Annotated in this window: 24 protein-coding genes; 10 read left to right on the top strand and 14 right to left on the bottom strand. The window is 72.5% G+C overall.

Translation table 11 applies throughout. The features are described from left to right. Positions 1–26 precede the first annotated feature (26 nt). From IF83_RS0118765 to IF83_RS0118750, 4 genes are all read right to left on the bottom strand, one after another. Positions 27–929, bottom strand: a complete 903-nt coding sequence (locus IF83_RS0118765) for a carbohydrate ABC transporter permease (protein WP_078843596.1) — start codon at positions 927–929, stop codon at positions 27–29. Next, positions 926–1,885 carry a carbohydrate ABC transporter permease gene (locus tag IF83_RS0118760; protein ID WP_078843595.1) on the bottom strand — a complete coding sequence of 320 codons (960 nt, stop codon included), beginning with the start codon at positions 1,883–1,885 and terminating at the stop codon, positions 926–928. Before IF83_RS0118760 ends, IF83_RS0118765 begins: the two co-directional genes overlap by 4 nt. Positions 1,886–1,890: 5 nt before the next feature. Continuing rightward, on the bottom strand, positions 1,891–3,201 hold the full coding sequence (locus IF83_RS0118755) for an ABC transporter substrate-binding protein (protein WP_051722909.1): 1,311 nt from the start codon (positions 3,199–3,201) through the stop codon (positions 1,891–1,893). A 548-nt stretch (positions 3,202–3,749) separates the two neighbouring features. Continuing rightward, positions 3,750–4,787: a LacI family DNA-binding transcriptional regulator gene (locus tag IF83_RS0118750; RefSeq protein WP_030545578.1), complete on the bottom strand. Its 1,038-nt coding sequence runs from the start codon at positions 4,785–4,787 to the stop codon at positions 3,750–3,752. A gap of 126 nt (positions 4,788–4,913) precedes the next feature. Here IF83_RS0118750 and IF83_RS33790 point away from each other — a divergent pair, with 126 nt between their 5' ends. Next, the gene (locus tag IF83_RS33790; protein ID WP_158711066.1) at positions 4,914–5,060 is read left to right on the top strand and encodes a hypothetical protein; all 147 of its coding nucleotides are present in this window, start codon (positions 4,914–4,916) and stop codon (positions 5,058–5,060) included. A 622-nt stretch (positions 5,061–5,682) separates the two neighbouring features. On the opposite strand, the gene nirD is transcribed toward IF83_RS33790, so the two are convergent. The 4 genes from nirD to IF83_RS0118730 all read right to left on the bottom strand — a co-directional run bounded on the left by nirD (position 5,683) and on the right by IF83_RS0118730 (position 10,826). Further along, positions 5,683–6,084 (bottom strand): nitrite reductase small subunit NirD, encoded by a 402-nt coding sequence (gene nirD / locus IF83_RS0118745; protein WP_051722908.1) that lies wholly within the window; start codon positions 6,082–6,084, stop codon positions 5,683–5,685. Next, entirely contained in the window at positions 6,081–8,630 is a 2,550-nt protein-coding gene (gene nirB, locus IF83_RS0118740) for a nitrite reductase large subunit NirB (RefSeq protein WP_244177125.1), read from the bottom strand. Before nirB ends, nirD begins: the two co-directional genes overlap by 4 nt. Before the next feature lie 133 nt (positions 8,631–8,763). Then, positions 8,764–10,080 (bottom strand): NAD(P)/FAD-dependent oxidoreductase, encoded by a 1,317-nt coding sequence (locus IF83_RS0118735; protein WP_051722907.1) that lies wholly within the window; start codon positions 10,078–10,080, stop codon positions 8,764–8,766. A 131-nt stretch (positions 10,081–10,211) separates the two neighbouring features. Continuing rightward, the gene (locus IF83_RS0118730) at positions 10,212–10,826 is read right to left on the bottom strand and encodes a Uma2 family endonuclease (RefSeq protein WP_037680384.1); all 615 of its coding nucleotides are present in this window, start codon (positions 10,824–10,826) and stop codon (positions 10,212–10,214) included. A 208-nt stretch (positions 10,827–11,034) separates the two neighbouring features. Here IF83_RS0118730 and IF83_RS0118725 point away from each other — a divergent pair, with 208 nt between their 5' ends. Further along, positions 11,035–11,820: a sulfite exporter TauE/SafE family protein gene (locus IF83_RS0118725; RefSeq protein ID WP_030545568.1), complete on the top strand. Its 786-nt coding sequence runs from the start codon at positions 11,035–11,037 to the stop codon at positions 11,818–11,820. A 6-nt stretch (positions 11,821–11,826) separates the two neighbouring features. Here the strand turns inward: IF83_RS0118725 and IF83_RS0118720 are convergent, their stop codons facing one another. Continuing rightward, positions 11,827–12,348, bottom strand: coding sequence for an ATP-binding protein (locus tag IF83_RS0118720; protein ID WP_078843593.1), 522 nt, complete (start codon positions 12,346–12,348; stop codon positions 11,827–11,829). Between the two features lie 221 nt (positions 12,349–12,569). On the opposite strand from IF83_RS0118720, the gene IF83_RS0118715 reads away from it, so the two are divergent. Both IF83_RS0118715 and IF83_RS0118710 read left to right on the top strand, forming a co-directional pair. After that, positions 12,570–13,451: a helix-turn-helix domain-containing protein gene (locus tag IF83_RS0118715; RefSeq protein WP_030545563.1), complete on the top strand. Its 882-nt coding sequence runs from the start codon at positions 12,570–12,572 to the stop codon at positions 13,449–13,451. 3 nt (positions 13,452–13,454) lie between these two features. Continuing rightward, on the top strand, positions 13,455–13,652 hold the full coding sequence (locus IF83_RS0118710) for a DUF397 domain-containing protein (RefSeq protein ID WP_030545561.1): 198 nt from the start codon (positions 13,455–13,457) through the stop codon (positions 13,650–13,652). Between the two features lie 57 nt (positions 13,653–13,709). On the opposite strand, the gene IF83_RS0118705 is transcribed toward IF83_RS0118710, so the two are convergent. Both IF83_RS0118705 and IF83_RS0118700 read right to left on the bottom strand, forming a co-directional pair. After that, positions 13,710–13,919 carry a 4-oxalocrotonate tautomerase family protein gene (locus IF83_RS0118705; RefSeq protein WP_030545559.1) on the bottom strand — a complete coding sequence of 70 codons (210 nt, stop codon included), beginning with the start codon at positions 13,917–13,919 and terminating at the stop codon, positions 13,710–13,712. Between the two features lie 152 nt (positions 13,920–14,071). Further along, positions 14,072–14,836 carry an SDR family oxidoreductase gene (locus IF83_RS0118700; protein ID WP_030545557.1) on the bottom strand — a complete coding sequence of 255 codons (765 nt, stop codon included), beginning with the start codon at positions 14,834–14,836 and terminating at the stop codon, positions 14,072–14,074. 77 nt (positions 14,837–14,913) lie between these two features. On the opposite strand from IF83_RS0118700, the gene IF83_RS0118695 reads away from it, so the two are divergent. After that, positions 14,914–15,783 (top strand): helix-turn-helix transcriptional regulator, encoded by an 870-nt coding sequence (locus tag IF83_RS0118695; RefSeq protein ID WP_030545556.1) that lies wholly within the window; start codon positions 14,914–14,916, stop codon positions 15,781–15,783. A gap of 114 nt (positions 15,784–15,897) precedes the next feature. Here IF83_RS0118695 and IF83_RS0118690 read toward each other — a convergent pair whose 3' ends face one another. Next, positions 15,898–16,299: a hypothetical protein gene (locus tag IF83_RS0118690; protein WP_208605900.1), complete on the bottom strand. Its 402-nt coding sequence runs from the start codon at positions 16,297–16,299 to the stop codon at positions 15,898–15,900. A gap of 403 nt (positions 16,300–16,702) precedes the next feature. Here IF83_RS0118690 and IF83_RS0118685 point away from each other — a divergent pair, with 403 nt between their 5' ends. Both IF83_RS0118685 and IF83_RS0118680 read left to right on the top strand, forming a co-directional pair. Continuing rightward, positions 16,703–17,236, top strand: coding sequence for a GNAT family N-acetyltransferase (locus IF83_RS0118685; RefSeq protein ID WP_030545552.1), 534 nt, complete (start codon positions 16,703–16,705; stop codon positions 17,234–17,236). 197 nt (positions 17,237–17,433) lie between these two features. Next, positions 17,434–17,793 carry a hypothetical protein gene (locus IF83_RS0118680; protein ID WP_030545551.1) on the top strand — a complete coding sequence of 120 codons (360 nt, stop codon included), beginning with the start codon at positions 17,434–17,436 and terminating at the stop codon, positions 17,791–17,793. Positions 17,794–18,088: 295 nt separating this feature from the next. Here IF83_RS0118680 and IF83_RS31265 read toward each other — a convergent pair whose 3' ends face one another. Next, a complete protein-coding gene (locus tag IF83_RS31265; RefSeq protein ID WP_158711065.1) occupies positions 18,089–19,423 on the bottom strand; it encodes a helix-turn-helix transcriptional regulator in 1,335 nt (444 codons plus the stop codon). A gap of 404 nt (positions 19,424–19,827) precedes the next feature. Here IF83_RS31265 and IF83_RS0118670 point away from each other — a divergent pair, with 404 nt between their 5' ends. From IF83_RS0118670 to IF83_RS0118660, 3 genes are all read left to right on the top strand, one after another. Beyond that, the gene (locus tag IF83_RS0118670; RefSeq protein WP_030545547.1) at positions 19,828–20,991 is read left to right on the top strand and encodes a S8 family peptidase; all 1,164 of its coding nucleotides are present in this window, start codon (positions 19,828–19,830) and stop codon (positions 20,989–20,991) included. 269 nt (positions 20,992–21,260) lie between these two features. Continuing rightward, on the top strand, positions 21,261–21,584 hold the full coding sequence (gene cutA, locus IF83_RS0118665) for a divalent-cation tolerance protein CutA (RefSeq protein ID WP_030545545.1): 324 nt from the start codon (positions 21,261–21,263) through the stop codon (positions 21,582–21,584). Next, on the top strand, positions 21,581–22,063 hold the full coding sequence (locus tag IF83_RS0118660) for a gamma-glutamylcyclotransferase family protein (protein ID WP_208605899.1): 483 nt from the start codon (positions 21,581–21,583) through the stop codon (positions 22,061–22,063). Before cutA ends, IF83_RS0118660 begins: the two co-directional genes overlap by 4 nt. Before the next feature lie 27 nt (positions 22,064–22,090). Here IF83_RS0118660 and IF83_RS0118655 read toward each other — a convergent pair whose 3' ends face one another. Next, positions 22,091–24,205 (bottom strand): molybdopterin oxidoreductase family protein, encoded by a 2,115-nt coding sequence (locus IF83_RS0118655; RefSeq protein WP_030545541.1) that lies wholly within the window; start codon positions 24,203–24,205, stop codon positions 22,091–22,093. Between the last annotated feature and the right edge of the window lie 373 nt (positions 24,206–24,578).

Raw genomic sequence — 24,578 nt, 5'->3', positions numbered from 1 at the left:
CATGAAGTAGTGGGGGGCGGTGCCGTCTACTTGCCGCCGACACCCATCAGGCCGCTGACCAGCTGACGGCGGGCGAAGAGATAGACGACGAAGATGGGCACGATCGACAGCACGACCGCCGAGAGCAGCGCCGGGATGTCCACCCGGAACTGGCCGACGAAGTCGTAGAGGCCGAGGGTCAGCACCCGGGTCTCCGGGGACTGGGTGAGGATCAGGGGGAACAGGAAGTTGTTCCACGCCTGGAGCGAGGCATAGACGATCACCGTGGAGATGCCGGACCGGCTGAGCGGTACGACGAGCTTCCACAGGATGCGCAGCGAGTTGGCCCCGTCCAGGGCCATGGACTCGTACATCTCCTCGTCGATGTCGCGCATCGTGCCCGCCAGGATCACGACGCTGACCGGCAGCGTGAAGGCCGCGGTCGGCAGGATGATCGCCAGCAGCGAGTCGTACAGATGCATCTTGGTGATGATCAGATAGACCGGGATGATCACAGCCTGCGCGGGAATGGCCAGTCCCAGCAGGAAGACCTGGAAGATCCGGTTGGACATCCGGCTGCGGGTGCGGACGACGGTGTACCCGATCGTCACGGCGAGCACCACCACGAGGGCCGCGGTCGCCACGGTGACGATGGCCGTGTTGGTGAGATAGGTCAGGAAGTCGCTCTCGAAGACCTTGCGGTAGTTGTCCAGCGTCGGGTCGCTCGGCACCGACAGCGCACCGCTGTCGAGGTAGTCGTCCCGGGTCCTCAGGGTCGAGGTCAGCAGGGCGTAGAGCGGCACTCCGACGATGAGCAGCCAGATCAGGGAGGCGAAGCCGGCCGGGTAGTTCCAGCGCGGCAGCCGGAAGGACCGCCGTCCGGACGCGGGCCGGGGGCCGCCGTGCTCCGGTGAGCCGGTGGCGGGGCGCTTGGACAGCACGTCGGTCACATTCCCTCCCGGGTACTGCGCATGGCGCTGAAGCCGGTGAGTCGTACGAGGAGCAGGGAGATACCGGTGGCGATGGCGACCAGGATGGTGGCGATGGCGCTGGCGTAGCCCATGTCGAACGCGTCGAAGCCGGTGGTGTACATGAGGAACGGCACGATGGTGGTGTCCGTGCCGGGACCGCCCTCGGTCAGGATGAGCACGGTGTCGAAGAAGGTCAGCGCACCCACCACCATCAGCACCGACGAGGTGATGATGGTGTTCTTCAGCTGCGGCAGGGTGACGCTGAAGAACTGCCGGACGGTGCCGGCCCCGTCCACGTACGCCGCGTCGTAGAGCGACTTCGGGATCTGCCGCGCGCCGCCCTGGTAGAGCAGCGTGTGGAACGGGATGAACTGCCAGGAGGCGACGAACAGGACGGCGGCGAAGGCGCCCTGCGGGTCGCCGAGCAGATTGCCGTCCGGGAAGCCGATGTACGGGCCGATGTCGGCGATCAGGCCGAAGTTCGGGTCGAGCAGCGACTTCCACAGCAGGGCCAGCGCCACGGAGGACGCCAGCAGCGGCAGGAAGAAGATCGCGGAGAGGACGGCGCGGTTGCGCTGCTTTCCCGCGGCCCAGACGCCCAGCAGCAGCGCCACCGGGGTCTGGAAGAGCCAGGACAGCCCGGTGAGCAGCACGCTCAGCCAGATGGCCTGCCGCATCTCCGGGTCCTCCCAGAGACGGGACCAGTTGGCGCCGCCGGTCCACTCGGGGAGGCCGAGGCCCTGCCACGAGGTGAAGGACAGAGCCACGACCAGCAGCATCGGGACGATCGCGAAGAGGGTGAAGAAGAGCAGCCCGGGGACGGCCCAGCCGAGGCCCGGCCGCCCCGCGCCTGATGTGGCGCGGGACGGCCGGGCCCTGACCGCTCCCGTGGGGGGCTCTTTCACCGTGGTTCCAGGGGTGGCGGACGCCGGCATGTGACTTACAGACCCTTCATCGCTTCGACGAAGTCCTTCGGCGAGAGCTGGCCGTTGAAGAGCTTCTGGATGTTGGTGAGCATGGGCTCCGCCTGCTGGGACGGGAGCGCCTGGTCCCAGGAGAGGGTGAAGTCCGGGGCGGCCTTGACCATCTCGTACTGGAACTCCGCGTACTGCGGGGCGTCGTGGGCCTTCAGCCGCTCCTCGGCGTCGGAGGTGGTGGGCACGTCACCGTTGGCGACCAGGTCCTTGACGTACTCGTCCTGGGCGGCGGTCTTCACGAACTCCAGAGCCGCCTTCTGCTCCTTGGCCTTGGCGTTGATCGACCAGTAGTTCGTCGGGTTGCCGACGACGCTCTTCGGGTCGCCCTTGCCGCCGGGGATGGCCGGGAAGGAGGTCCAGCCGAGGCCGTCCTCGGCGAACTTGGGCTGGTTCGCCTTCTGGTTGGCGTACTCCCAGCTGCCCATCAGGTGCATGGCGGCGCGGTCCTTGGCGAAGAGGGTGGAGGCACCGTCCTCGGTGTAGTTGACCGACGCGTAGTTCTTGCCGAACGCGCCCTTGTCCACCAGCTCCTTGATCTGCTCGGCCGTCTTGAGGACGGCCGGGTCGCCCCAGGCCTCGGAGTCGCCGTCCTGGATGCGCTGGAAGACCTCGGCGCCGCCGTTGCGGTCGAGCAGGTACTCGACCCACATCAGCTCGGGCCAGGCGTCGGCGCCGGCCAGGGCGAACGGGGTGACGCCCTCCTTCTTGAAGGTGTCGACGAGGTCGAGCATGTCCTCCCACGACTGCGGGGGCTCGGCGCCGGCCTTCTCGAAGACGTTCTTGTTGTAGAACAGGATCACCGGCTGCATACCGCGCATGGGCACGCCGTAGTACTTGTCGTTGACCTTGCCCGCGCCGACAATCGAGTCGATGAACGCACCCTTGAGGTCCGGGTCCTTCTCGAACTCCGCGGTGAGGTCGACGAGCATGTCCTTCTCGACGAAGTTGGCGATGCTTCCGCCGCCCCAGTTGAAGAACACGTCCGGCGCGTTGGGGGTGCCCATCGCGGTACGGAGCTTGTCCTGGTAGCTGTCGCCGGGGACCTTGGTGAGCTTGGCCTTGACGTCGGAGGTCTTGTTGAACCGCTTGACGGCCTCGTCCTGCACCTTGGTGGAGGCGTCTCCGTAGACCCAGACGTTGAGGGTCCCCTCCTCGCCGCCCCCGGCGCCTTCGGGGCCGCTGCTGCCACAGGCGGCCAGGACGGATGAAGCGACGATCGTGGCCGTGAGCGCGGCGATGGCCCGGCCGCCTCTACGTGACAGTTTGTTCCGCATGGCACACCTTCCGGAAGCTTTCCGAAAATTATCGGTCGATGTTTCTGGAAGTTACGGATCCATCATGAGCTGTGTCAACGGCTGTAACGAAAATGGGATCAGAGGGTTCGTGCCGGGACGGTGCGGCGGGCCCCCGGGACCGGCCCGGCGATGCCCGAAAGCAGGCGTGAGAAGGGCCGGTTGACGAAACGTCGGAGGTCCTGGCGCCCGGCGCCGCCGGCGGAGTGGATGTGTGGATCCGGGAGGCCTACCGGTTGCCCGAGGCTACCGCTTGGGCTTTCCGCTGGACTTCCGTGGGGCTCCCGGCTGCCCGGAGTTGACGGTAGCCGGGCTCGGCACGAAGAGCCGGGGACGGCGCGCGGACCCGGCGGCTGCCGGGGCTGTCGTCCGCCGGGAGCGCCGGGGCTCGCCGGGAGGCGGGCGGCGCCAAGAGGAGCGCTGGGGCGTGCGGGGCCACAGGGAGCGCCGGCGCCCGGCTCCGGGGGTGCGCGGGCGCTCAAGGGGCCGCCCGGGGCCGGGAGAGGCGCCGGGGCGGGTCCGGCGGCGCTTCAGGACCTCGGGGCGGGCGCCGCCGAGCTGTGCCGGACGATCAGCTCGGTCGCCAGCTCGACCCGCGGGGAGTCCAGCTCCTCGCCCCGGGCCTGGCGCAGCACCGTACGCGCCGCGACCTTCCCCATCTCGGCCAGCGGCTGCCGCACCGTCGTCAGCGGGGGCGAGGACCACCGCATCTCGGGCAGGTCGTCGAAGCCCACGACGCTCACGTCGTCCGGCACCCGCAGCCCCCGGCGGCGCAGCGCCTCGATCGCGCCCAGGGCCATCTGGTCGCTGGAGGCGAAGATGGCGGTGGGCGGCTCGGGCAGGTCCAGCAGTTTCTGCGCCCCGGTGAAACCGGACTCGTGGTAGAAGTCGCCGCCCACCATCAGCTCGTCCAGCGCGGGGATGCCGGCCGCCTCCAGCGCGGTGCGGTAGCCGTCCATCCGGGCCCGGCTGCACAGCAGCCGCATGGGGCCGCCGATGAAGCCGATCCGGCGGTGCCCGAGCTCCAGGAGGTGCTCGGTGGCGGCCATGCCGCCCGCCCAGTTGGTGGCGCCGACGGTCGGGGCGTCCAGGGAGGGCGAGCCGGCCGGGTCCACCACCACGACGGGGACGTCCAGCCGCCGCAGTTCCTTCTGGAGCAGCGGTTCCAGGGCCGAGGTCACCAGGATGACGCCGTCGGAGGCGCGGTCCCGCAGATTCTCCAGCCACTGCCGGGTGGCGCCGGCCCGGCCGTGGGTGGCGGAGACGACCGTGCCCATGCCGGCCGCGTGCGCCACCTCCTCCACGCCGCGGATGATCTCCACGGCCCAGGGGCTGTCGAGGTCGCTGAACACCAGGTCGATCAGGCCCGCCCCCTCGCGGCCGGCGCTGCCCCGCCGCTGGTAGCCGTGGCGGCGCAGCAGGTCCTCCACCTTGGCGCGGGTCTCCGGCGCCACGTCGGACCGGCCGTTGACCACGCGCGAGACCGTCGGGACGGAAACACCCGCTTCCTGTGCGATCGCCGTGATCGTGACCTTGGGTCGCGACTGCCCGGCTTCGTCGACCGCCATGGAACCTCCTTGCACCACACCCGTTGACGGGTGTCCCAACCAGCTCTAGCGTTCCCGGCGCAGCCTCCGAAAACTTGCAGCATTCTTCCGGAAAACTGGAAGCGCGTGAAGCTGAGAGGGAACCTCATGAATTTACTGCGCGTTCGCAGGGCCGCGGTGGCGGCTCTCGCCGCGACCGCCCTGCTCGGTGGTCTCGGCGCCGTCTCGGCAACGCCCGCCTCCGCCGCGGAGGCCCCCGGAGGAGCCCACGGCAGACTCACGGCAGAACGCTGAGCGAGGCCGCTGCGGCCGGCCGGACGGGCGGTCCCACCTGCGAGCGTACAGTCGCCACGCAGTTCAGCCGGTTCTCGGGAGGAACCCCGGGTGTTCACGCCCGGGAGGAATCGCATCTTCCGGCCCCGGGCCGCGCAGCGGTCCGGTAGTCTCTTCGCATCCGTTTGGGAGCCTGCAAGGCACGAACCGGCTTGCCGGGGATACGGCTCAGATGGCGCTGACCGGGCGGATGTCGCCGGGCCTGCCCCGGCGTGGGGCCCTGTCAACGGTCCCGCACCGCAACCCCGCGGTGGATGTGACTCCGGGCGCGGAAGCCGGCCGCGCAGGAGAGCATGAACCGGTGTGACCGACTGAGCCGACAAGCTCGGTCCGTTCACGGTCGAGAAGTTGACTAGCATCACTCCCGACAACGCGGCACCTTTTGGGAGACCGTGAAGCCCGCCTGCACCGTGGTGGGATGGCAGCACCACCTGCCCGGACGCGGCGGTGACCGCCGGGGAGACAGCCGCGGAACAGCGACCGCACCGCATGGCTCCGGCGCGCCCCGGCCCGTGAGGGACCGGTGGCGCGCCGGACGCGTGTGAGGGCGACGGCAGAGGCAGGGGTGCCGGCCGTGGCGGTCTCAGCCCCTGCGCGCGGTGTACGCGGGCACGGCCACCGAGGCGTCGTCCAGGCACTGGCCGGTGGCCAGGTCGAAGCGCTGCTTGAGCAGCGGCGAGGCGACGAAGGGCCGGCCGTCCCGCCCCGTGCGGCCGATCAGCCCGCGGGAGAGGACGTAGGCGCCGGTGAACGGGTCCTGGTTGCCGATCGCGTACACCGCGCCCGCCCGGTCCAGGAAGACGGCCGCCTGCCGCCCGTCCGGCAGCAGCACCGCCACCCCGCGGCCGGGCGTGAGGTCGGCCGCGTCGCAGACCGCATGCCAGTGGCCGCCGGCCAGCAGTTCGACACGGGTCGCGGTGATCGTGGCCGTACCGGCGGACGCCGGGGCGGGCCGGTCCAGGGTGGTCTCGGGTGCGAGCGTCATCGGGCGGAGCTCCCTTCGAGGGTGCGGACGGGGAGGACGGGGCCGGCCAGGATGCCGAGGTCCGGCTTGACCTGGTCGCGCTCGGGCACGAAGCGCACGGACGGGTCGGGGGTGCCCGGGGCGTTGACGAAGGAGACGAAGCGGCGCAGCCGCTCCGGGTCCTCCAGCGTCGCGCCCCACTCGTCGCGGTAGCCGGCGACGTGGTCGGCCATCAGCCGCTCCAGTTCGCCGCAGATGCCGAGCGAGTCGTGCACCACCACGTCCCGGACGTGGTCGAGGCCCCCTTCGATCCGCTCCAGCCAGACGGAGGTGCGCTCCAGCCGGTCGGCGGTGCGGATGTAGAACATCAGGAACCGGTCGATGAGGCGGACCAGTTCGGCGTCGGACAGGTCCTGGGCGAGCAGGTCGGCGTGGCGCGGGTCGGCGCCGCCGTTGCCGCCGACGTACAGGTTCCAGCCGTTCGAGGTGGCGATGACCCCGAAGTCCTTGCCGCGCGCCTCCGCGCACTCGCGGGCGCAGCCGGAGACGGCGGACTTCAGCTTGTGCGGCGAGCGCAGGCCCCGGTAGCGCAGCTCCAGCTCGATGGCCATCCGCACCGAGTCCTGCACGCCGTAGCGGCACCAGGTCTGCCCGACGCAGGACTTCACGGTGCGCAGCGCCTTGCCGTACGCGTGTCCGGACTCGAAGCCCGCGTCCACCAGCCGGGCCCAGATCTGCGGGAGCTGGTCCACGCTGGCGCCGAACAGGTCGATCCGCTGACCACCGGTGATCTTCGTGTAGAGCCCGAAGTCGCGGGCCACCTCGCCGATCACGATCAGCTTCTCCGGGGTGATCTCACCGCCGGGGATGCGCGGGACGACCGAGTAGGAGCCGTTGCGCTGGATGTTGGCGAGGAAGTGGTCGTTGGTGTCCTGGAGGGCGGCCTGCTCGCCGTCCAGGACGTAGCCGTCGGCGCCGATGGAGGGGGCGAGGGAGGCGATGACCGAGGCGACGGTCGGCTTGCAGATCTCGCAGCCGTCGCCGCCGCGCGCCTCCTCGCGGCCGTGCTCGTCGAGCACCTGTGCGTACGAGGTCAGCCGCCGCACCCGGACGATCTCGTACAGCTCGGCGCGGGTGTGCGCGAAGCAGCCGCAGAGGCCCTTGTCGACGCTGACCCCCTGGGCCTCCAGCTCGTCGTTGACGAGCGTGGTGAGCACCTTGACGCAGCTGCCGCAGCCGGTGCCGGCCTTGGTGCACTTCTTGACCTCGGGCACCGTGGTGCAGCTGTGCTCGGTGACGGCGCCGCGGATGCTGCCCTTGGTGACGTTGTGGCAGCTGCAGATGACGGCCTCGTCGGGCAGCGAGGACGGTCCCAGCGCGACCGGCGCCCCGGCCCCCGCGGGCAGCACGAGCTGCTCCGGCGGCACCGGCGGCACGGAGCCGGTGAGCGGGCGCAGCATGCCGTAGGCGTCCGCGTCGCCGACCAGGACGCCGCCGAGCAGCGCGCCGTCGGAGCCGACGACCAGCTTCTTGTAGACGCCGGAGCGGGAGTCGGAGTAGACGACGTCGAGGCAGCCCTCGGTGGTGCCGTGCGCGTCGCCGAAGCTCGCCACGTCCACGCCGAGCAGCTTGAGCTTGGTGGAGGTGTCGGCGCCGGTGAAGGCGGCCTCCGCGCCGGCGATGGCGGCGGCGGCGGTCTCGGCCATCTCGTAGCCGGGGGCGACCAGTCCGTAGACCTTGCCGTCGGCGGCCAGCGCGCACTCGCCGATGGCGTAGACGGCCTGGTCGGAGGTGCGGCAGCTCGCGTCGACGGTGATGCCGCCGCGCTCGCCGACCGCCAGACCGCAGTCCCGGGCGAGCTGGTCGCGGGGGCGGATGCCGGCGGAGAAGACGACGAGGTCGGCGGCGAGCGCGGAGCCGTCGGAGAGGGCCATGCCGGTGACGGAGCCGTTGCCGCCAGTGGTGATCTCCTGGGTGCCGACGCCGGTGTGCACCTCGACGCCCATGTCCTCGACGGTGCGGCGGAGCGCGGCGCCGCCGCCCTCGTCCACCTGCACGGGCATCAGCCGGGGCGCGAACTCCACGACGTGCGTCTCCAGACCGAGGCCCCTGAGCGCCCCGGCGGCCTCCAGGCCGAGCAGTCCGCCGCCGACGACCGCGCCGGTGCGGGAGTTCTTCGCGTACTCCTCGATGGCGAGCAAGTCCTCGATGGTGCGGTAGACGAAGCAGCCCTCGGCGTCCTTGCCGGGCACCGGCGGAACGAAGGGGTACGAGCCGGTGGCGAGGACGAGGGTGTCGTACCGGAGCGTGCGCCCGGCGCGCGAGGTGATGGTGCGCGCCTCCCGGTCGACGGCCACGACCGGATCGCCGAGATGGAGCTCGATGCCGTGCTTCTCCATGAACTCCGGCTCGCCGAGCGCCAGATCCTCGGGCGTGCGGCCGGAGAAGTACGAGGTGAGCTGGACCCGGTCGTAGGCGGCGCGGGGCTCCTCGCAGAACACGGCGACGCGTGCCCGCTCCGTCAGCCCGCGCTCGGCGAGGGCCTCCAGGAAGCGCTGGCCGACCATGCCGTGGCCGACGAGGACGATGGTGGGGCGGGCGGTGCCGGGGGTGCCGACGGCGGCGGCCGCGGCGGACGTGCCGTTCGCGCCGTTCGAACCGGTCACGCCGTTGCGGCGGGTCGTCTGTTCGGGTGCCATCTCAGCAGCCTCCGTCGTGGGTGAGCAGATGGAGCAGGGGAGCGGAGGGCAGCGGCTCGTCGCCCTCCCAGGTGCGGGCGAGCGCGCCGACGGTGCCGAGATCGCCGAGAAGGATTCCTCCGACCAGCCGGTCGCCGCGGACGACGACCTTGCGGTACGCGCCGCGCGTGGCGTCGGAGAGATGGATGACATCGTCCCCGGGAGCGGGGGTGGTCTCGCCGAAGGCGGCGAGGTCGAGCGGGCCGGGCCAGGCCGGCAGGCTGAGCCGGGTCAGGGCGCGGGTGCCGCGGTAGCGCGGGGCCGCAACCCCCGGGGCGGTGGTCCCGGCCAGCACCCGGGCCAGCACGTCGGCCTGCTCCTGCGCGGCCCCGGCCAGTCCGTAGACGGTGCCGTCGTGCTCCGCGCAGTCGCCGATGGCGTGGACGCGGGGGTCGTCGGTGCGCAGCTCGTCGTCCACGACGATGCCGCGCGCGACCTTCAGCCCGGCCGCCAGGGCGAGCCCGGTGCGGGGCCGCACCCCGCACGCGAGGACGACGATCTCGGCGTCGAGCCGGAACCCGTCGGCGAGCTCCACGGCGGTCACCTCGCGGGTGGACGCGCCGCCGTCCCGGGTGGCGCCCCGGGTGCGCAGCCCGCGGACCCGGCACTCGGTGTGCACCTCCACGCCCAGCGTCTCCACATGGCGGCGGAGCAGGGCGGACGCGTCGGCGTCGAGCTGGCGTTCCATGAGGTGCTCGCCCTGCTGGGCCAGCACCACCTGCGCCCCGCGCCGGGCGAGGGCCCGGGCGGCGGAGACGCCGAGCAGTCCGCCGCCGATCACCACGGCGCGCACGCCGGGGCGCGCGGCCTCCGCGAGCGCCCGGCAGTCGTCCAGGGTCCGGAAGGGGTGCACCCCGGACGGCAGCTCGCGGCCGTCGGGCTCGAACAGGCCGCGCAGGGGCGGCAGCACGGGGTTGGAGCCGGTGGCCAGCACGAGTGAGTCGTAGGGAACGCGTTGCCCGTCGTCGCAGAGCACGAGCCGGGCGCCGCGGTCGATCCGCACGGCGCGCACGCCGGTGAGATGCCGGACGGAGGCGCCGGGGGCGGGAAGGGTGATCACCTCGGGCCCGTACCGTCCCGCGAGGACGTCCGCGAGCAGGACCCGGTTGTACGGACCGTGCGGTTCCTCGCCGATGACGGTGACGTCGGCGCCGCCGGCGGGGGCACCGCCGCCGAGGGCGGTCAGCTGCTGCACGAGCCGGGCACCGGCCATGCCACCGCCGATCACCACGGTGCGACGGCGGCCCGGGTCCCGGTCCGGCTCCTTCTTCGAGGTCATACGGAGAGCGTGCGCGCCGGCTGTTTCCCGACCGCATCCCCGCTGTTTCCCCCGGGCAACGCTGCCCTCAGCGGCGCCCGCCCCTCACTGTGAGCCGGACGGGCGGTGAGGCGGAGAAGGCTTGAGGAGGCTCAGGAGGCGCCGTCGCCGCCCTCGTCGGGAGCGTGGAACTCGCTGGTGTCGAGGTCGAAGTCGAACGGCTTCGGAACGTGGAGCCTCTCGCCGAAGGTGACCGTGGTCCGTGAGCGGTAGCCCTGCTCGGAGGGGTCCCAGAAGACGGTGGCCGTCTCCGCCTGCATGTCCACCAGCAGGTACACCGGCACCTGCCTGCCGTACACGGCGACCTTCTCCGCCCAGTCGTCGTCCTTGGTGGAGACGGAGGTCAGCTCGGCGACGAGGGAGAGCGCTTCGCCGGGGATACGGGGGCTCAGGTGTTCGAAAGCGGCTTCATCCGCGACGAAGAGGTCGGGCCCGTAGGCGCGCGCGGACCGGGGGAAGACGAAGAGGAAGGGGGCGCTGTCGGCGTCGTGGCCTTCGGGCGCGTGCGGCTGCAACTGGCGGCGCAGTGATCTCAGAGCCCGCCAGTGGCAAGCCCACGGCCGCGCCGCCAGGACGATCCTCCCTCCGCCGACCTCGGCCTTGCGGCCGTCTGGCGGGTGCAGCTCTTCCACGGCCTGGCAGAGCTGGTCGAACGACACGGAGGCGAGATTGCCGATGGGCCCGGATCGCTCAGGCATCGACGTCATGGCTCTCCTTCCTTCCCGGGGAGCCCGTGGGCGCCCCGGCTCACGGTAGCGAGAGCCGTCGGCCGCAGTCGGCTCTTTCCCTCGTCCGTGCCTGCCCGGCGGACTGCCGTCCCCGGCCGGTTCCGGGCTTCCGGCCGGACGCACGTACGATTCCCCAGGCTGTGCGGTTGCCGGCGTAGCGCTTCCGCCGTGAACGGGAACAGCGGGGATGGACGACATATCACTGGCGACCGTGGCCCTGCTGTGCCTGGCGGCCCTCTCCGCCGGGTGGATCGACGCCGTCGTCGGCGGTGGCGGGCTGCTCCAGCTCCCGGCGCTGCTCGTGGGCTTCCCGCACCTTCCGCCCGCGTATCTCCTCGGCACCAACAAGGCCGTCTCCATCGTCGGCACGACCGCCGCGGCCGTCACGTACACCCGCAAGGCCCCGGTGGACGTCCGGACGGCCGTGCGGATCGGGCTGACGGCGCTCGGCGGCTCCCTGCTCGGGGCGTTCTTCGCCGCCGGGGTCGAGAGCGCGGTGCTCCGCCCGCTGATCATCGTGATCCTGCTGGGCGTGCTGGCCTTCGTCCTGCTGCGCCCGTCCTTCGGCACGACGGTCCCGGTGGTGACCGGCCCGGTGACCCGGCGGCGCGTCCTGACGGCGATCCTCGTTGCGGGCCTGGGCATCGGCTTCTACGACGGCCTGATCGGCCCCGGCACCGGAACGTTCCTGGTCATCGCGCTGGTGGCGATCCTCCACATGGACCTGGTGACGGCCTCCGCCACGACCAAGATCGTCAACGTGTGCACCAACTTCGGCGCCCTGGTGGTCTTCACCGCGCAGGGCACGGTGCTGTGGAAACTGGCCGCCCTGATGGCCCTCTTCAACCTCGCGGGCGGCACCCTCGGCGCCCATACGGCGCTCAAGCGGGGCAGCGGATTCGTCCGCGTGGTGCTGGTCGTCGTGGTCCTCGGCCTGGTCGCCAAGCTGGCGTACGACCAGTGGCTGGGCTGAGGGCCCTCACCCGGCGGCGGGATCCCCGCCACGCTCCTCCGAAACGAGATCGGCCTTCCGGACTGCCGCCGGTGCGGCGGGACCGACCGAACTGATGGGACCGGCGGGACCGGCGGGCAGATCGAGCTCGCACCAGACCGTCTTGCCGACCGTCCGGTGCGCAACCCCCCAACGGGAGGCCAGCGTCCGGACGATGAGCAGCCCTCGCCCGGACGTACCGGTGAGCGCCGCCGGGCGGGGACGCGGCAGCGCCTCGCCGCGCGCGTCCGAGACGGCGATCCGCAGCGCGCCGCGGCCGAGCGACAGCTCCACCCGGAAGAGACGGCCCGGAACGTGGCCGTGCACCAGGGCGTTGGTGGCCAGCTCGGACAGGAGCAGCGCCGTGTCCCCCGCCAGCCCGGGATGCCCCCACTCGCCGACGAGCCGAGCGGCCCGCCGCCGCGCGAGCCCGACACTGCGCGGGCTCAGCGTGTAGTCCAACGCGTCCACGCGAAGCGCGGGTTCGGGGGAGAAGTGTGCTTCGGGCATGGTTGCGTGCCTCCTGGTGCGGGCTGCGGGCGTGACGGCTTCCGGGCGGTCAGCGAGGAAACGCGACTGCTCGGTGCCACGCGGTGAGTGGTTCGGCACGGAACGTATCCACACTCGTCCCAGCATCCTCAAGCTCTACCTGGAAGATTTCCACCTATCGAGTTTGCCTGTGACCGTCGACGCACAGCAGACTGAGTGTCCTCACGCAGGAGGAGCGACAGGTGACAGAGGGTCCCGCCAAGCAGGGAAACAGCACGTCAAGCGTCCTGGGACGCAGGCTGGGCGGAGAGCTGACGAGACTGCGCACGGCGGCGGGCCTGACCCAGCCGCAGGCCGCGAACGCCCTGACGGCGTCCACAGCGAAGGTCGCCAAGCTGGAGCGCGGCTGGGTCCCCATCCGGGACCCGGACATCCACGCGCTCTGCAAGCTCTACGGCGTCGAGGGCACCGACACCGAACGCTCGCTCCTCGACCTGGCCCGCGTCGACCGCGAACGCCGCAAGGCGAAGGGGTGGTGGAACAACCACCCCGAACTCGGCGACATGCAGGAGTACGTCGCCCTGGAGAACGCGGCGACCGTGATCAGAACATGGCAGCTCTGCTTCGTCCCCGGGCTGCTGCAGACCCCTGCGTACGCCCGGGCGCTCGCGCTGGGCAACTCTTTGCGCGGCCACAGCGACAACGGTGACCGATTGGTCGCCACACGGGTCGCGCGCCAGCAGCGCCTGGACGACGATCCGCCGCTCAAGCTGACAGCAGTGGTCCACGAAGCCGCACTACGCCACTTGGTGGGCGGGGCGCCGACCATGCGCGAGCAGTTGGACCACTTGGTGGCAGTGGCTCGGAAGCCTCATGTGCGTATCCACGTGCTTCCCTTCTCGCACGGTGAACACGTGGGCATGGGCGGCACCTTCAACATCCTGTCCTTTGCGGTACCGGGCGCGATGGACGTGGTGTATACAGAGACCGCCCTCGGGCAGCTCTGGATCGAGGGCGGTGACGGGGCTGCCGCTCACGAAGCGCTCTTCGAACGACTCACCCGCAGTGCTCTCTGCGAGAGGGAGTCCACTGCCTATATCCGTTATCTCGGCAAGGAGTTGTGAGCCATGCCGCTTTTTCATTTCCGCAAGTCCAGCCACAGCAGCGCTGATCGTGAGTGCGTCGAGGTGGCCATGAACGTCCCCGGCACCGTCGCGATCCGCGACTCCAAAGCCCCGGACGGCCCGATACTCCGCGTCGCGGCACCGAGCTGGGCCGCGTTCACCAGCAGTGTCGCGTCCGTCGGCCTCCGGCCCGGCGGGTGAGGGCTGCGGTTGTGCGGGCCCGGTACCGTGGCGCCGAGCCCGCACAGGAGACGGAGATCAGGCCTCGCCGTTGAGCAGGGCGGCGGTCAGGACGTTGCCGGCGACGCCCCAGCCGCCGTCAGGGACTTCGTCGACGAGGACCACGGTGGTGGGGCGGGCCCGCTCGCCGTAAATCTCCGCGTACAGGTCGGTGGTGCGCTCGATGATCTTCTTCTTGTCCTCCGCGGTGACGGTGCCCGCGGGGACCTTGAAATGCGCGAAGGGCATGGCTGTTTCTCCTTGGGCTGGTTTCTTCCGTGGTGGGGGAGCGCGTGTCCGGGGGCGGGCGCCGTTACCGCGCAGCCAGGGGCCGCTTCCCGGCCGGGACCGGCCTGATCGGAGCGGGCCCGGTCACAGGCCGGCACGGTGAGTGAGCGGTCTCAGACCATGCCCCCGTTGGCCCGGAGGACCTGGCCGTTCACCCAGCGCCCTTCCGGGCCGGTGAGGAAGGCGACCACCCGGGCGATGTCCTCCGGGGTGCCCAGCCGCTCCAGTGGCGGGGCCTTGGCCAACTGGTCGATCTGCTCGGGTGTCTTGCCGTCGAGGAACATGTCGGTGGCCGTGGGGCCGGGGGCGACGGTGTTCACCGTGACGTCCCGCCCGCGCAGCTCGCGGGCGAGGATCAGCGTGAGCGCCTCGACGGCCCCCTTGCTCGCCGCGTAGGCGCCGTACGCCGGGAACCAGGTACCGATCACGGAGGTCGAGAAGCCCACGAACGAGCCGCCCGCGCGCAGCCGCCGGGCGGCCTGCTGGGCGACGACGAAGGTGCCGCGGATGTTGGTGCGGTGCACGGCGTCGAGGACGGCCAGGTCGAGGTCGGCGACGGGGGACAGGGCGAGCCGGCCGGCGCAGTTGACGACGACGTCCACGCCGCCGAACTCCTGCTCCGCCCGGTCGAACAGCGCGGCGATCGCGTGCTCGTCCGCCACGTCCGCCCGCACGCTGATCGCCCGCCCGCCGGCGGCGGTGATCGCCGCCACCGTCTCCTCGGCGGCGGCCGTGTCGCGGGTGTAGTTCACCACGACGGCCAGGCCGTCCCGGGCGAGCCGGTGGGAGACCGCCCGGCCGATACCGCGTGATCCGCCGGTGACGATGGCGGCCCGTACGGCCGCCGGAGGGGCGTGGTTCGTGGTGTTCGTGGTCATGTCTCCACGGTGCGCGGCACCGGCGGACGGAACCAGGGGATGTCATCCCCTGTGTCCGCGGCCCGGCCGGACGCAGAATGAGGGGCATGGGCGCTGCGAAGTACACCGAACTGGGGGCCTTCCTGCGGTCGCGGCGCGGACGCATCCGCCCGGCCGACGTGGGGCTGCCCCACGGGCCCCGGCGGCGTGTGCCCGGGCTGCGCCGCGACGAGGTCGCCCAGCTCGCCGGAGCCTCGGTGGACTACTACACCGAACTGGAACGCGGAGCAGGCTCCCAGCCCTCCGAGCAGATGATCGCCGCGCTGGCGAGGGCGCTGCGCCTGACCGCCGACGAGCGCGACTACCTGTACCGCCTGGCGGACCGCCCGGTGCCCGCGCCCGGCTCGTCCGCCTCGCACGTCCACCCGGGGATGCTCGACCTGCTCACCCGGCTCGCGTCGACACCCGCGCAGGTCATCACCGACCTGCACGTCACCCTCGTACAGAACCCGCTCGCCGTGGCGCTGCTCGGGGACCACTCCGGCTTCCGGGGGCCCCGGGCCAGCTTCGTCCACCGGTGGTTCACCGAGCCCGGGGCCCGGCGGCTGTATCCCGAAGCCGACCACGAGAGCCACTCCCGCGCCTTCGTCGCCGACCTGCGGGCGGCCGCCGCCCGGCGGGACGCCAAGGACGGGGAAGCCCGCTCGATGATCAGCTCGCTGCTCGGCACCTCACCCGAATTCGCCGCCCTGTGGGCCGAGCACGACGTGGCGTTCCGGCGCATGGACCGCAAACGTCTCAATCACCCGGCGCTCGGCCTGATCGAGGTCAACTGCCTCAACCTGTTCAGCGAGGACGGCCGGCAGCGGCTGCTCTGGTTCACCCCCGCGGTCGGCACCGACAGCGCCGGCCTCCTCGACCTGCTCGCCGTCATCGGCACCCAGGACGTCACCGAACCGGCGCGCTGAGGGACGGTCCTGTCCGCACCTGCCGGAGCAACTGCTGCCAGCCGCCATGGGCACGCCGGTCGGCGGCGCGGACTCGCCAGGGACGCGGACGCGGGAGTTCCCGGCCCCGAGCGCTCATGCCGCGTCCCCCTCAGGCCGGCCCAGCTCGGGCCCGTTGCCCTCGAACGGGCCCTGCAGCTTCTGGGCCAGTTCCGGGTCGGACCAAGCCTCGGCGGTGGCGCGCCAGGCGGCCAGGTTGCGGGCGAAGGGCAGGAGCAGACCTGTCTCGGCGCCGGCGCGAAGGTCGGCGAGCAATTCGCGCACACACTGCGGACGCTCGTGCTCCGGGAGCCAGTGCAGCCAGGGCAGTTCCTCGGCCAGCACTTCCTCGGCGAGAGCCTCGTGGCGGGCTGCGAGGACGGAGAGAGACCTAGCAGCGAAGTTCAGGCTCGTGAGGGCGGCGCCGAACCGCTCTTCCCGCATGAGGACAAGATTCTCCTCGTCGCGGCGCTCCAGTATGACGTCGGCGTGGTCCAAGGAAGGAATGTGACTCCGGGCGCGGAAGCCGGCCGCGCAGGAGAGCATGAATCGGTGTGACCGACTGAGCCAACAAGCTCGGTCCGTTCACGGCCGAGAAGTTGACATATGCGTCTGGCTTGCTTGACGGCGGGGCCTCGCGGGGAGTCCCGTTCCCGTGCCCCGGTGGTCCCGTCATGGCAGTGACCGCGCGGCAAGGCGGAGTGGCATCAGCGGTCTCGGGCCTCTGCGCGCACTGGCCCGGCACGCGCCGTGTGTCCTCCGGCCGGTCGGTGCGTTCGCGCAGGGGCTGTCTCGCTGTGCCGTCCGCTTCCCGCAGCCTGGGCATAGCCTGTCGCTCGTCGGTCGCGGAAAGTGACGGGGCCGGTAACCGGTGTCCGGCGCTCGGTGATGGGGGGCCAACATGGTCGGTCGGGTGGAGTTGCGGCGGATGGACGAGGCGGGCCTCGGAGAACTCCTCGCCGTGGCCGTCGGCGACGCGGCGCCCGAGGAGGTCATGCCTCCCGTGGCCGGTCCACCGGGATGGACGCCCGAACGGGAGGAAGCCTTCCGGGCTTGGCACCGCGCCCGGCGCGCCGGGCTTGCCGGCCCGCTCCGGGAGTCCACCTACGCGATCACTCACGACGGGGAGATCGTGGGCGCGGCCCGCCTGGCTGTACGCGGCAGCGGGGAAGCCCTCGAAACGGGTATGTGGCTGGCCCGTTCCCACCGGGGCCACGGCATCGGTACCGCCGCACTGCGCCTGCTTCTCGACGAAGCCGGCAGGGCCGGTGCGCGGGTCGTCGTCGCGGACACCACGGCTCACAACGCGGCGGCGCTCGCGGCGCTGCGCAGCAATGGCGCGACCCTCACCCCGAGCGAGGACACCGCCGATGTGCACGCCGAGTTGGTGCCGAGGGAGAGGCCGTCGCCTGCGCCTCCCACGGCGAATCCGTGAGGATCCGGTCAGTCGACCAGGCCGAGGCGGGCCGCGCGGAGGCTGCGCATCCGCAGTGGGCGGGAGAGGCGATGCGGCGGGTGCCGTCCCAGCCCGGTTCACGCTTCTCCAGGTGAGATGGTGCGATGGGCCGGGGTGGCGGCGGTGGCCGGAGCGATAGGCTCTGAACCGCAGACCGAGCGGAGTGGGAGAGTGCCGTGAGCGGTCAGCCGACCGAGACCGATGGCCCCATCATTCCCATGCCGTCGCTCACGCCGGATGCCCTGCGGGAGGCCGTGGCGCACATCGTTCCGAGCCGTCTTCCGGAGCTGAACCGGCATCTCGCCCGGGCCGCGACGAACGCGCAGCGCACCAGCAGCCTCGGGCCTCTGCGGGCCTTCACCCTGCACTGGGGCGCCATCGTCAACATCGAAAGATGGCCGCAGCGCGCGGCTCGCTTCCGCGCCTGCCAGGAGCGGGCCGCCTGTCCGCTCGCCGATCCCGAGGAAGCGCGTTCCGCAGCCGCTGAGGTCGGCCGCATCCTTCGTGCGGCGAGTGAGGAACTGGATCCTGAGTGACGCCTGGGTCTGGGAGTACGACCCCCGGATGCCGAGCATGTCGTCGGTGGGCTCCCGGCGCATGTCGTCACCGAAGTCGAACGCCTCGCACGGGAACTGGCCGTTCTCGGCCGTGACGCCGGCGAAGTCGGCGAGGGCGGTGCTCTGCGGACACTCGACTTCCTGGGTGCGGGGCTGCTCTGGTTTCTGCCCGTGCCGAGTCGGCAGGTGATCGTCGTGGTGCGGGTCACTTGGGCCGGTGAGCTGCGCTGCCCAGTTCGTTTGTTTCCGGGGCCTCGTGGGCCGGTGGTCGCTGTCAGTCCACCAGGCCCAGGCGGGCCGCGCGGACGCCGGCCGCGAAGCGGCTCTCCACGCCGAGTTTGTCGACCAGTTGGTTCATCAGGCGGCGCAGGGTGCGTTCGGAGATGCCGAGGCGGCGGGCGATGCTCTCGTCCTTGGCGCCGGTGGCGAGAAGGGCGAGCACCTCGCGTTCCCGGGGCGTGTAGTCCTGGGCTGACTGGGCCCGGGCGCCGGGGGCGCCGGACGCGTGCGGGGAGGCGGCGGCCCAGCTGTGCTCGAAGACCTGGACGAAGCACGAGGCGATGAGGGGGCCGTGCAGGGCGACGTCACCGCGGTCGCGGTCGGAGCCCAGACCGGCCCACATGACGGTGAGTTCCCGGTCGACGATCAGGAGGTAGAGCGGTACGGACGTGGCGACGCGGACCTCCGCGCCGGCCTCGGCCACGCTCTCCACATAGCGGGCCGCGCCCGGTTTGCGCAGGGCGCTCGCCGAGACGAGCAGCCGGCAGGCGGCGCCCCGGGCGAGCACTTCGAGGTCGGTGACCAGGCTCTCCTCCAGCACCTCCGGCTCGGGGAAAGTGGTGCGCATGGACAGCAGTTCATGCCGGGTCAGCGGATGGAACGCGTCGATGCGCTTGCGCAGTTGGGCGCGGTCCGTGAAGAACTCGACGGGCACGGTGTCGTGTCCGTGCAGCCGGGGCGGCGGCAGGAGCCGCGCCACGTCCTCCACGGCCCTGAGGTCGCGTTGCAGCGTCGTGCAGGCGCTCAGCAGCCGTTCCCTGTGCCCGGTCAGCAGCTCGACGATGGCCCGCTCGGGTGAACTGACGTCGGTGCGTGAGGGGTTGAGAAGGCGGCGCTCGGTGAGCCAGCGGGCCACGTCCTCGGGCAGGGCGTCCGTCGTGGCGTCCCCCGGGATGCCTCCGGGCGGGCTGCCGGGCCCCGTCCCGCCCGGCTCCGTCCCGCCCGGATCGGGCTGGGAACCGCCGGGTTCCGTGCCGTCCGGTTCCGTGCGGCCCGGCTCCGTGTGGTCCGGGCCTGTCGGCGTGCGGTCCGGGCCTGGCGCCGGGCCGCCCGGCTCCGCGCGGCCCGCCCCGGTGCCGGTGGCCGGATCCGTTCCCTCCGGCCCCGTGCGACCCGGGCCGCGGGCGGTCTCCGCCCCCGGCACCGCGTCCCGGCCGGTGTTCGCCTGTCGTAGCGTCAACTGCCGCAGCAGCGCGGCATAGGCCGCTCGCGCCCTGGCCTCGGTGCCGCCGTCGGCAGGGGCGGCCGCGGCGCCGGGCGAGGGCTTCTCCCGCCCGCTGTGCGGGGCGTCCGGCCGCCCGGCCGGCCGGTTGTCGTCTCCGGCAGACATGTGCATGACGATAGGGGGCCATGCCGCCTTTGCCAAAAAGTCGGACGCCCCACACCGGTGAGCGGTGACTGGCCGGGACCGGTCATGCCTGATCCGGCCGGGGTCAACTCACGCCAACCAGCCCTAACGTGAGCCGCACAGCGCCGGGTTACCGGCGGTCCGGCGGTGTCCCCCAACCCTCCGGATCGCCGGCCGGCGTGCCGCGCCGCGCGCGTCTCACGGGGACGCACGCGTCGCGGTGGCTCTCCCGCCCGTACGGGTGCTCGAGACCGTACGGGCGAGCCTCCACCGTGCCACCCCAGTGCGGACGCCCGCCCGGACTCCCCGGTCCGAGCGGGCGCCGGAGGTCTCCCCAGAAGCGGCGGCCACCCCTGCCGCCGCGAGACGAAAGGGTCTCTTCTGTCATGAAGCGTTCCCACATCGGCGCACTGCTGCTCGCCGTGCCGCTGGCCCTCACCCCCACCGCCGGAGCGGTCGCGGCCCCCGACGAGGCGCCCGCCCCGCTGGTCACCGTCCAGCAGGCCCCGCAGGAACTGGAAGTGACGGGCAGCTACATCGTCACTCTCAAGGCCGGCGAGAAGGCCAAGGACGTCGCGAAGGCCGAGGGCATCAGAACCCGCCACGTCTACTCCAAGGCCCTGAACGGCTTCGCCGCCAAGCTCACCTCCGCGCAGCTCACCGAACTGCGCGGCAACGACTCCGTGGCCGCCATCGAGGAGGACCAGCGGATCACGGCCGACGCGACCCAGTACAACGCCCCCTGGGGCCTGGACCGCATCGACCAGCGGAACCGCCCGCTGTCCGGCTCCTACACCTACAGCCGCAACGGCTCCGGCGTCACGGCCTACATCATCGACACCGGCATCCAGACCTCGCACCCGGACTTCGGCACCCGGGCCCGCAACGTGTTCGACGCGTTCGGCGGCAACGGACAGGACTGCCAGGGCCACGGCACCCACGTGGCCGGTACGGTCGGCGGCAGCACCTACGGCGTCGCCAAGGGCGTGCAGCTCCGCGGCGTCCGTGTGCTCAACTGCTCCGGTTCCGGCACCACCGCCGGGGTCGTCGCCGGATTCGACTGGGTCCGGCAGAACGCGGTGAAGCCCGCCGTGGCCAACGCCTCGCTCGGCGGCGGCTACTCCTCGGCCATCAACAACGCGGCGACCAACCTCGCCAACTCCGGCGTGCACCTCTCCGTGGCGGCGGGCAACGAGAACCAGAACGCCTGCAACGTCTCCCCGGCCAGCGCGCCCGGCACGATCACCGTCGCCGCCTCCGACAGCTCTGACCGCAAGGCGTCGTTCAGCAACTACGGCTCCTGCACCGACGTCTACGCCCCCGGCGTGTCGATCACCTCGACGCGGCTGGGCGGCGGCAGCACCTCGCTCAGCGGCACCTCGATGGCGTCCCCGCACGTCGCCGGTGTCGCCGCGCTCTACAAGTCGGCCTACGGTGACGCCTCGTCGTCCACGGTGAACAACTGGATCACCTCCAACGCCACGACGTACGTCATCAGCGGCAACTACAGCGGCACCCCGAACCGGCTGCTGTACAAGTCGGGCCTCTGATCCGCGGCTTGTCGATCCGCGGCCTGTGACCGCGGGTCCGTGACCGCGGTCCGTGATCGTGGCTCCGGCCCGCGCCGCCGCCGCTGACGGAACCGGCGGCTGCACCCGCCGGGGCCCGCGGCGGGACCGCCCGCCCTCCGCTCCGCACCCGTGGCCGCCACGGGAGCGCGGGGCGGAGGGCGGGCGCCGTTGTTGCGGCCGGTCCGGCCCCGCCGGTTACCGTGCACCGGACGAAGTGAACGCACCGGCAGCACGAGGAGGACCCCGCCATGGCCGAGTTCCTGACCGTCATGACGACCACCGACAGCGCCGAGAAGGCCGAGGCCCTGGCGCGCGGAGCAGTGGAGGCACGGGTCGCGGCGTGCGCGCAGATCAGTGCGCCGGTCACCTCCGTCTACCACTGGGACGGCGCGGTCGAGACCGCCCGCGAGTGGCAGGTGCTCTTCAAGACCGCGAGCGTCCGCTTCGGCGAACTGGAGACCTATATCCGGGGCGCCCACGACTACGACGTCCCCGAGATCATCGCCACGCCCGTCACCCAGGGCGGCGCCGACTACCTCGCCTGGGTCGCCGCGGAGACGGCGGCCCGGTGAGACCGGAGGAGGAGCCGCCGCCCGGCCCCTGGGAGCAGGGCGACCGGCTGCCCGTCTTCGTTTACGGCACCCTCCGCCCCGGCGGACGCCACCACACCCGCCTGCTGCGCGGCCGCACCGACCACGAGGAGCCCGCCCGGCTCCCGGGCGCCGCGCTCTACGAAGGGCCCGGCTTCCCGTACGCCGTCGAGGAGCCGGGCGGCGAGGTCCACGGCCACCTCATCGCGCCGCGCGCCGCCGAGTACGGCGAACTGCTCGCCGCGCTGGACGCGTTGGAGGGCTACACCCCCGGGGAGCCCGCCACCTTCTACGAGCGGCGCGCGCGGGACGTGCTGCGCGCCGACGGGCGGGCCGTGCGCGCCTGGGTGTACTTCGCGGCCGAGCCGGTCGCCCGCGAGCTGCGGGCCCACGGCACCCGCGTCCCGGACGGCCGCTGGCCGCCTGAACGGGTTGAGCACGGCGGCCCCGGACACGGCTGAACCGCGCGGCCGAGGCCGGGGCAGCGATCAGCCGCCGTCGTCCGCCGCCTCCACCCGGACCGCGCAGACCTTGAACTCCGGCATCCGCGAGACCGGGTCCAGCGCCGGATTCGTCAGGGTGTTCGCCCGGCCCTCGCCCGGCCAGTGGAACGGCATGAACACCGTGTCCGGCCGGATGTCCCGCGTCACCCGCGCGGGCGCCACGGCCCGCCCCCGCCGCGAGGTGACCGCCACCGCCTCGCCCTCCGCGACCCCGATCCGCTCCGCCAGCCGCGGATGCAGCTCCACGAACGGACCGGGCGCGGCGGCGTTCAGCTCGGCGACCCGCCGGGTCTGCGCGCCCGACTGGTACTGGGCGACCACCCGCCCCGTCGTCAGGAACACCGGATACTCCCCGTCCGGCTCCTCCGCGGCCGGCCGGTGGCTCACGGGGACGAAGCGGGCCCGGCCGTCCTCCGTCGCGAACCGCTCCAGGAACAGCCGGCGCGTCCCCGGATGCCCCTCGTCCGGGCAGGGCCAGAACACGCCGTCCTCCTCGGCGATCCGCCGGTAGCTGATGCCCGCGTAGTCCGCCGGGCCACCCGCCGACGCGCGCCGCAGCTCCTCGAACACCTCCTCCGGGTCGACGGGGAAGCCCTTCTCGCGGCCCATCCGCCGCGCCAGCCCGTGCAGCACCTCCAGATCCGACCGCACGCCCGCCGGCGGATCGACCGCCCGGCGGCGCAGGATGACCCGGCCCTCCAGGTTCGTCGTCGTCCCCGTCTCCTCGGCCCACTGCGTCACCGGCAGCACCACGTCCGCCATCGCCGCCGTCTCCGACAGCACCACGTCGGCCACCACCAGGAAGTCCAGCGCCGCGAACCGCTCGGCGACATGGGCCGCGCGCGGCGCGGACACCACCGGGTTCGACCCCATCAGCAGCAGCGACCGCACCTCACCGCCCAGCGCGTCCAGCAGTTCGTACGCGCTGCGCCCCGGGCCCGGCAGCGACTCCGGGTCGACACCCCAGACTCCCGCCACGTGGGCGCGTGCCGCCGGGTCCGCCAGCTTGCGGTAGCCGGGCAACTGGTCGGCCTTCTGGCCGTGTTCGCGCCCGCCCTGGCCGTTGCCCTGGCCGGTCAGACAGCCGTAGCCGGACAGCGGTCGGCCGGCGCGGCCCGTGGCGAGGCACAGGTTGATCCAGGCGCCGACCGTGTCGGTGCCCTTCGACTGCTGCTCCGGTCCGCGCGCCGTCAGCACCATGCCGCTCTCCGCGCCGCAGAACAGCTCCACGGCCTCCCGGACCGCCGGCAGCGGCACCCCGGTGATCCGCTCCACCAGCTCCGGCCAGTGCGCCATCGCCGCCGACCGGGCCTCGGGCCAGCCGGTGGTCCGTTCCGCGACGAATTCCTCGTCCACCCGGCCCTCGGCCACCACCAGGTGCAGCATCCCCAGCGCCAGCGCCAGGTCCGTGCCCGGGCGCGGCGCCAGATGGAGATCGGCCTGCTCGGCGGTCCGGGTCCGGCGCGGATCGACGACGATCAGCTTGCCGCCGTTCTCCCGCAGCTCCCGCAGATAGCGCAGCGCGGGCGGCATCGTCTCGGCGAGGTTCGAGCCGACGAGGATGACGCAGCCGGTGCGGGCCACGTCCTCCAGCGGGAACGGCAGCCCCCGGTCCAGCCCGAAGGCGCGCTGGTGGGCGGCCGCCGCCGAGGACATGCAGAAGCGGCCGTTGTAGTCGATCTGCGAGGTGGAGAGCGCGACCCGGGCGAACTTGCCCAGCGCGTACGCCTTCTCATTGGTGAGCCCGCCGCCGCCGAACACCCCGACGGCGTCCGGGCCGTGGTCCGCGCGGGTGCGGGTCAGCCCCTCGGCGGCCCGGTCCAGCGCCTCCTCCCAGCCCGCCGGCACCAGTTCGCCGTCCCGGCGCACCAGCGGGCCGGTGAGCCGCAGCCGCGGGTCGAGCACGGCGGCGGCCGTACGGCCCTTGCCGCACAGGGCGCCGAGGTTCACGGGGAAGGCCGCCCGCTCCACCACCTCGGGCGGTTCCCCGGCCGCGCCCGTCCGCAGCCCCATCCCGCACTGCAGGGCGCAGTACGGGCAGTGGGTGTCGACGGCGGTGCGCCGGGGCGGAACGGCGGCGGCGGGAAGCGTGGCACTCATGCACGCCAGCTTGCGCGGCCCGTGTTACGCACCGCTCCCCGCCGGGTTACGCGCCTCGGACGGAGACCTCAGCGCGGCCGGCGGGCCGCCGTGAGGTGGCGCCAAGAGGTGGCCCGAGGAGGGGCGCCGCATGCGGCCCCGCCGGGAACCCCGGCCGCGCGGATGCCCCGGAGGCCGCACGCCCCGCACGGGACCGGGCCCGTCCCCCGCGACGGTGTTCGTCCACCGGGCCGGATCCGGGAACCCGCGTGGCCAGTCGTGGGCAGCGCCACGAGGGGGCGCTCACGAGGGGCGGGGGAGTGGCGTCTCCCCGCGCGCCCCTCACAGGGTCCGCCCCCGCCCGTGAAGCAGCGGAAACCAGCCGTCATCACGG

The sequence above is a fragment of the Streptomyces albus subsp. albus genome, from assembly GCF_000719865.1.
Classification (GTDB): Bacteria; Actinomycetota; Actinomycetes; order Streptomycetales; family Streptomycetaceae; genus Streptomyces; species Streptomyces albus_E.
Note: the sequence above shows the minus strand (reverse complement) of the source record. Positions and strands in the feature narration are given on the sequence as shown.

What these genes read in the sequence shown, in the direction of transcription:
- IF83_RS0118760 (WP_078843595.1), bottom strand. Translation starts at nt 1,885, where the DNA reads ATGCCGGCGTCCGCCACCCCTGGAACCACGGTGAAAGAGCCCCCCACG.
- IF83_RS0118755 (WP_051722909.1), bottom strand. Translation starts at nt 3,201, where the DNA reads ATGCGGAACAAACTGTCACGTAGAGGCGGCCGGGCCATCGCCGCGCTC.
- IF83_RS0118750 (WP_030545578.1), bottom strand. Translation starts at nt 4,787, where the DNA reads ATGGCGGTCGACGAAGCCGGGCAGTCGCGACCCAAGGTCACGATCACG.
- IF83_RS33790 (WP_158711066.1), top strand. Translation starts at nt 4,914, where the DNA reads ATGAATTTACTGCGCGTTCGCAGGGCCGCGGTGGCGGCTCTCGCCGCG.
- nirD (WP_051722908.1), bottom strand. Translation starts at nt 6,084, where the DNA reads ATGACGCTCGCACCCGAGACCACCCTGGACCGGCCCGCCCCGGCGTCC.
- nirB (WP_244177125.1), bottom strand. Translation starts at nt 8,630, where the DNA reads ATGGTCGGCCAGCGCTTCCTGGAGGCCCTCGCCGAGCGCGGGCTGACG.
- IF83_RS0118735 (WP_051722907.1), bottom strand. Translation starts at nt 10,080, where the DNA reads ATGACCTCGAAGAAGGAGCCGGACCGGGACCCGGGCCGCCGTCGCACC.
- IF83_RS0118730 (WP_037680384.1), bottom strand. Translation starts at nt 10,826, where the DNA reads ATGACGTCGATGCCTGAGCGATCCGGGCCCATCGGCAATCTCGCCTCC.
- IF83_RS0118725 (WP_030545568.1), top strand. Translation starts at nt 11,035, where the DNA reads ATGGACGACATATCACTGGCGACCGTGGCCCTGCTGTGCCTGGCGGCC.
- IF83_RS0118720 (WP_078843593.1), bottom strand. Translation starts at nt 12,348, where the DNA reads ATGCCCGAAGCACACTTCTCCCCCGAACCCGCGCTTCGCGTGGACGCG.
- IF83_RS0118710 (WP_030545561.1), top strand. Translation starts at nt 13,455, where the DNA reads ATGCCGCTTTTTCATTTCCGCAAGTCCAGCCACAGCAGCGCTGATCGT.
- IF83_RS0118705 (WP_030545559.1), bottom strand. Translation starts at nt 13,919, where the DNA reads ATGCCCTTCGCGCATTTCAAGGTCCCCGCGGGCACCGTCACCGCGGAG.
- IF83_RS0118700 (WP_030545557.1), bottom strand. Translation starts at nt 14,836, where the DNA reads ATGACCACGAACACCACGAACCACGCCCCTCCGGCGGCCGTACGGGCC.
- IF83_RS0118695 (WP_030545556.1), top strand. Translation starts at nt 14,914, where the DNA reads ATGAGGGGCATGGGCGCTGCGAAGTACACCGAACTGGGGGCCTTCCTG.
- IF83_RS0118685 (WP_030545552.1), top strand. Translation starts at nt 16,703, where the DNA reads ATGGTCGGTCGGGTGGAGTTGCGGCGGATGGACGAGGCGGGCCTCGGA.
- IF83_RS31265 (WP_158711065.1), bottom strand. Translation starts at nt 19,423, where the DNA reads ATGTCTGCCGGAGACGACAACCGGCCGGCCGGGCGGCCGGACGCCCCG.
- IF83_RS0118670 (WP_030545547.1), top strand. Translation starts at nt 19,828, where the DNA reads ATGAAGCGTTCCCACATCGGCGCACTGCTGCTCGCCGTGCCGCTGGCC.
- cutA (WP_030545545.1), top strand. Translation starts at nt 21,261, where the DNA reads ATGGCCGAGTTCCTGACCGTCATGACGACCACCGACAGCGCCGAGAAG.
- IF83_RS0118655 (WP_030545541.1), bottom strand. Translation starts at nt 24,205, where the DNA reads ATGAGTGCCACGCTTCCCGCCGCCGCCGTTCCGCCCCGGCGCACCGCC.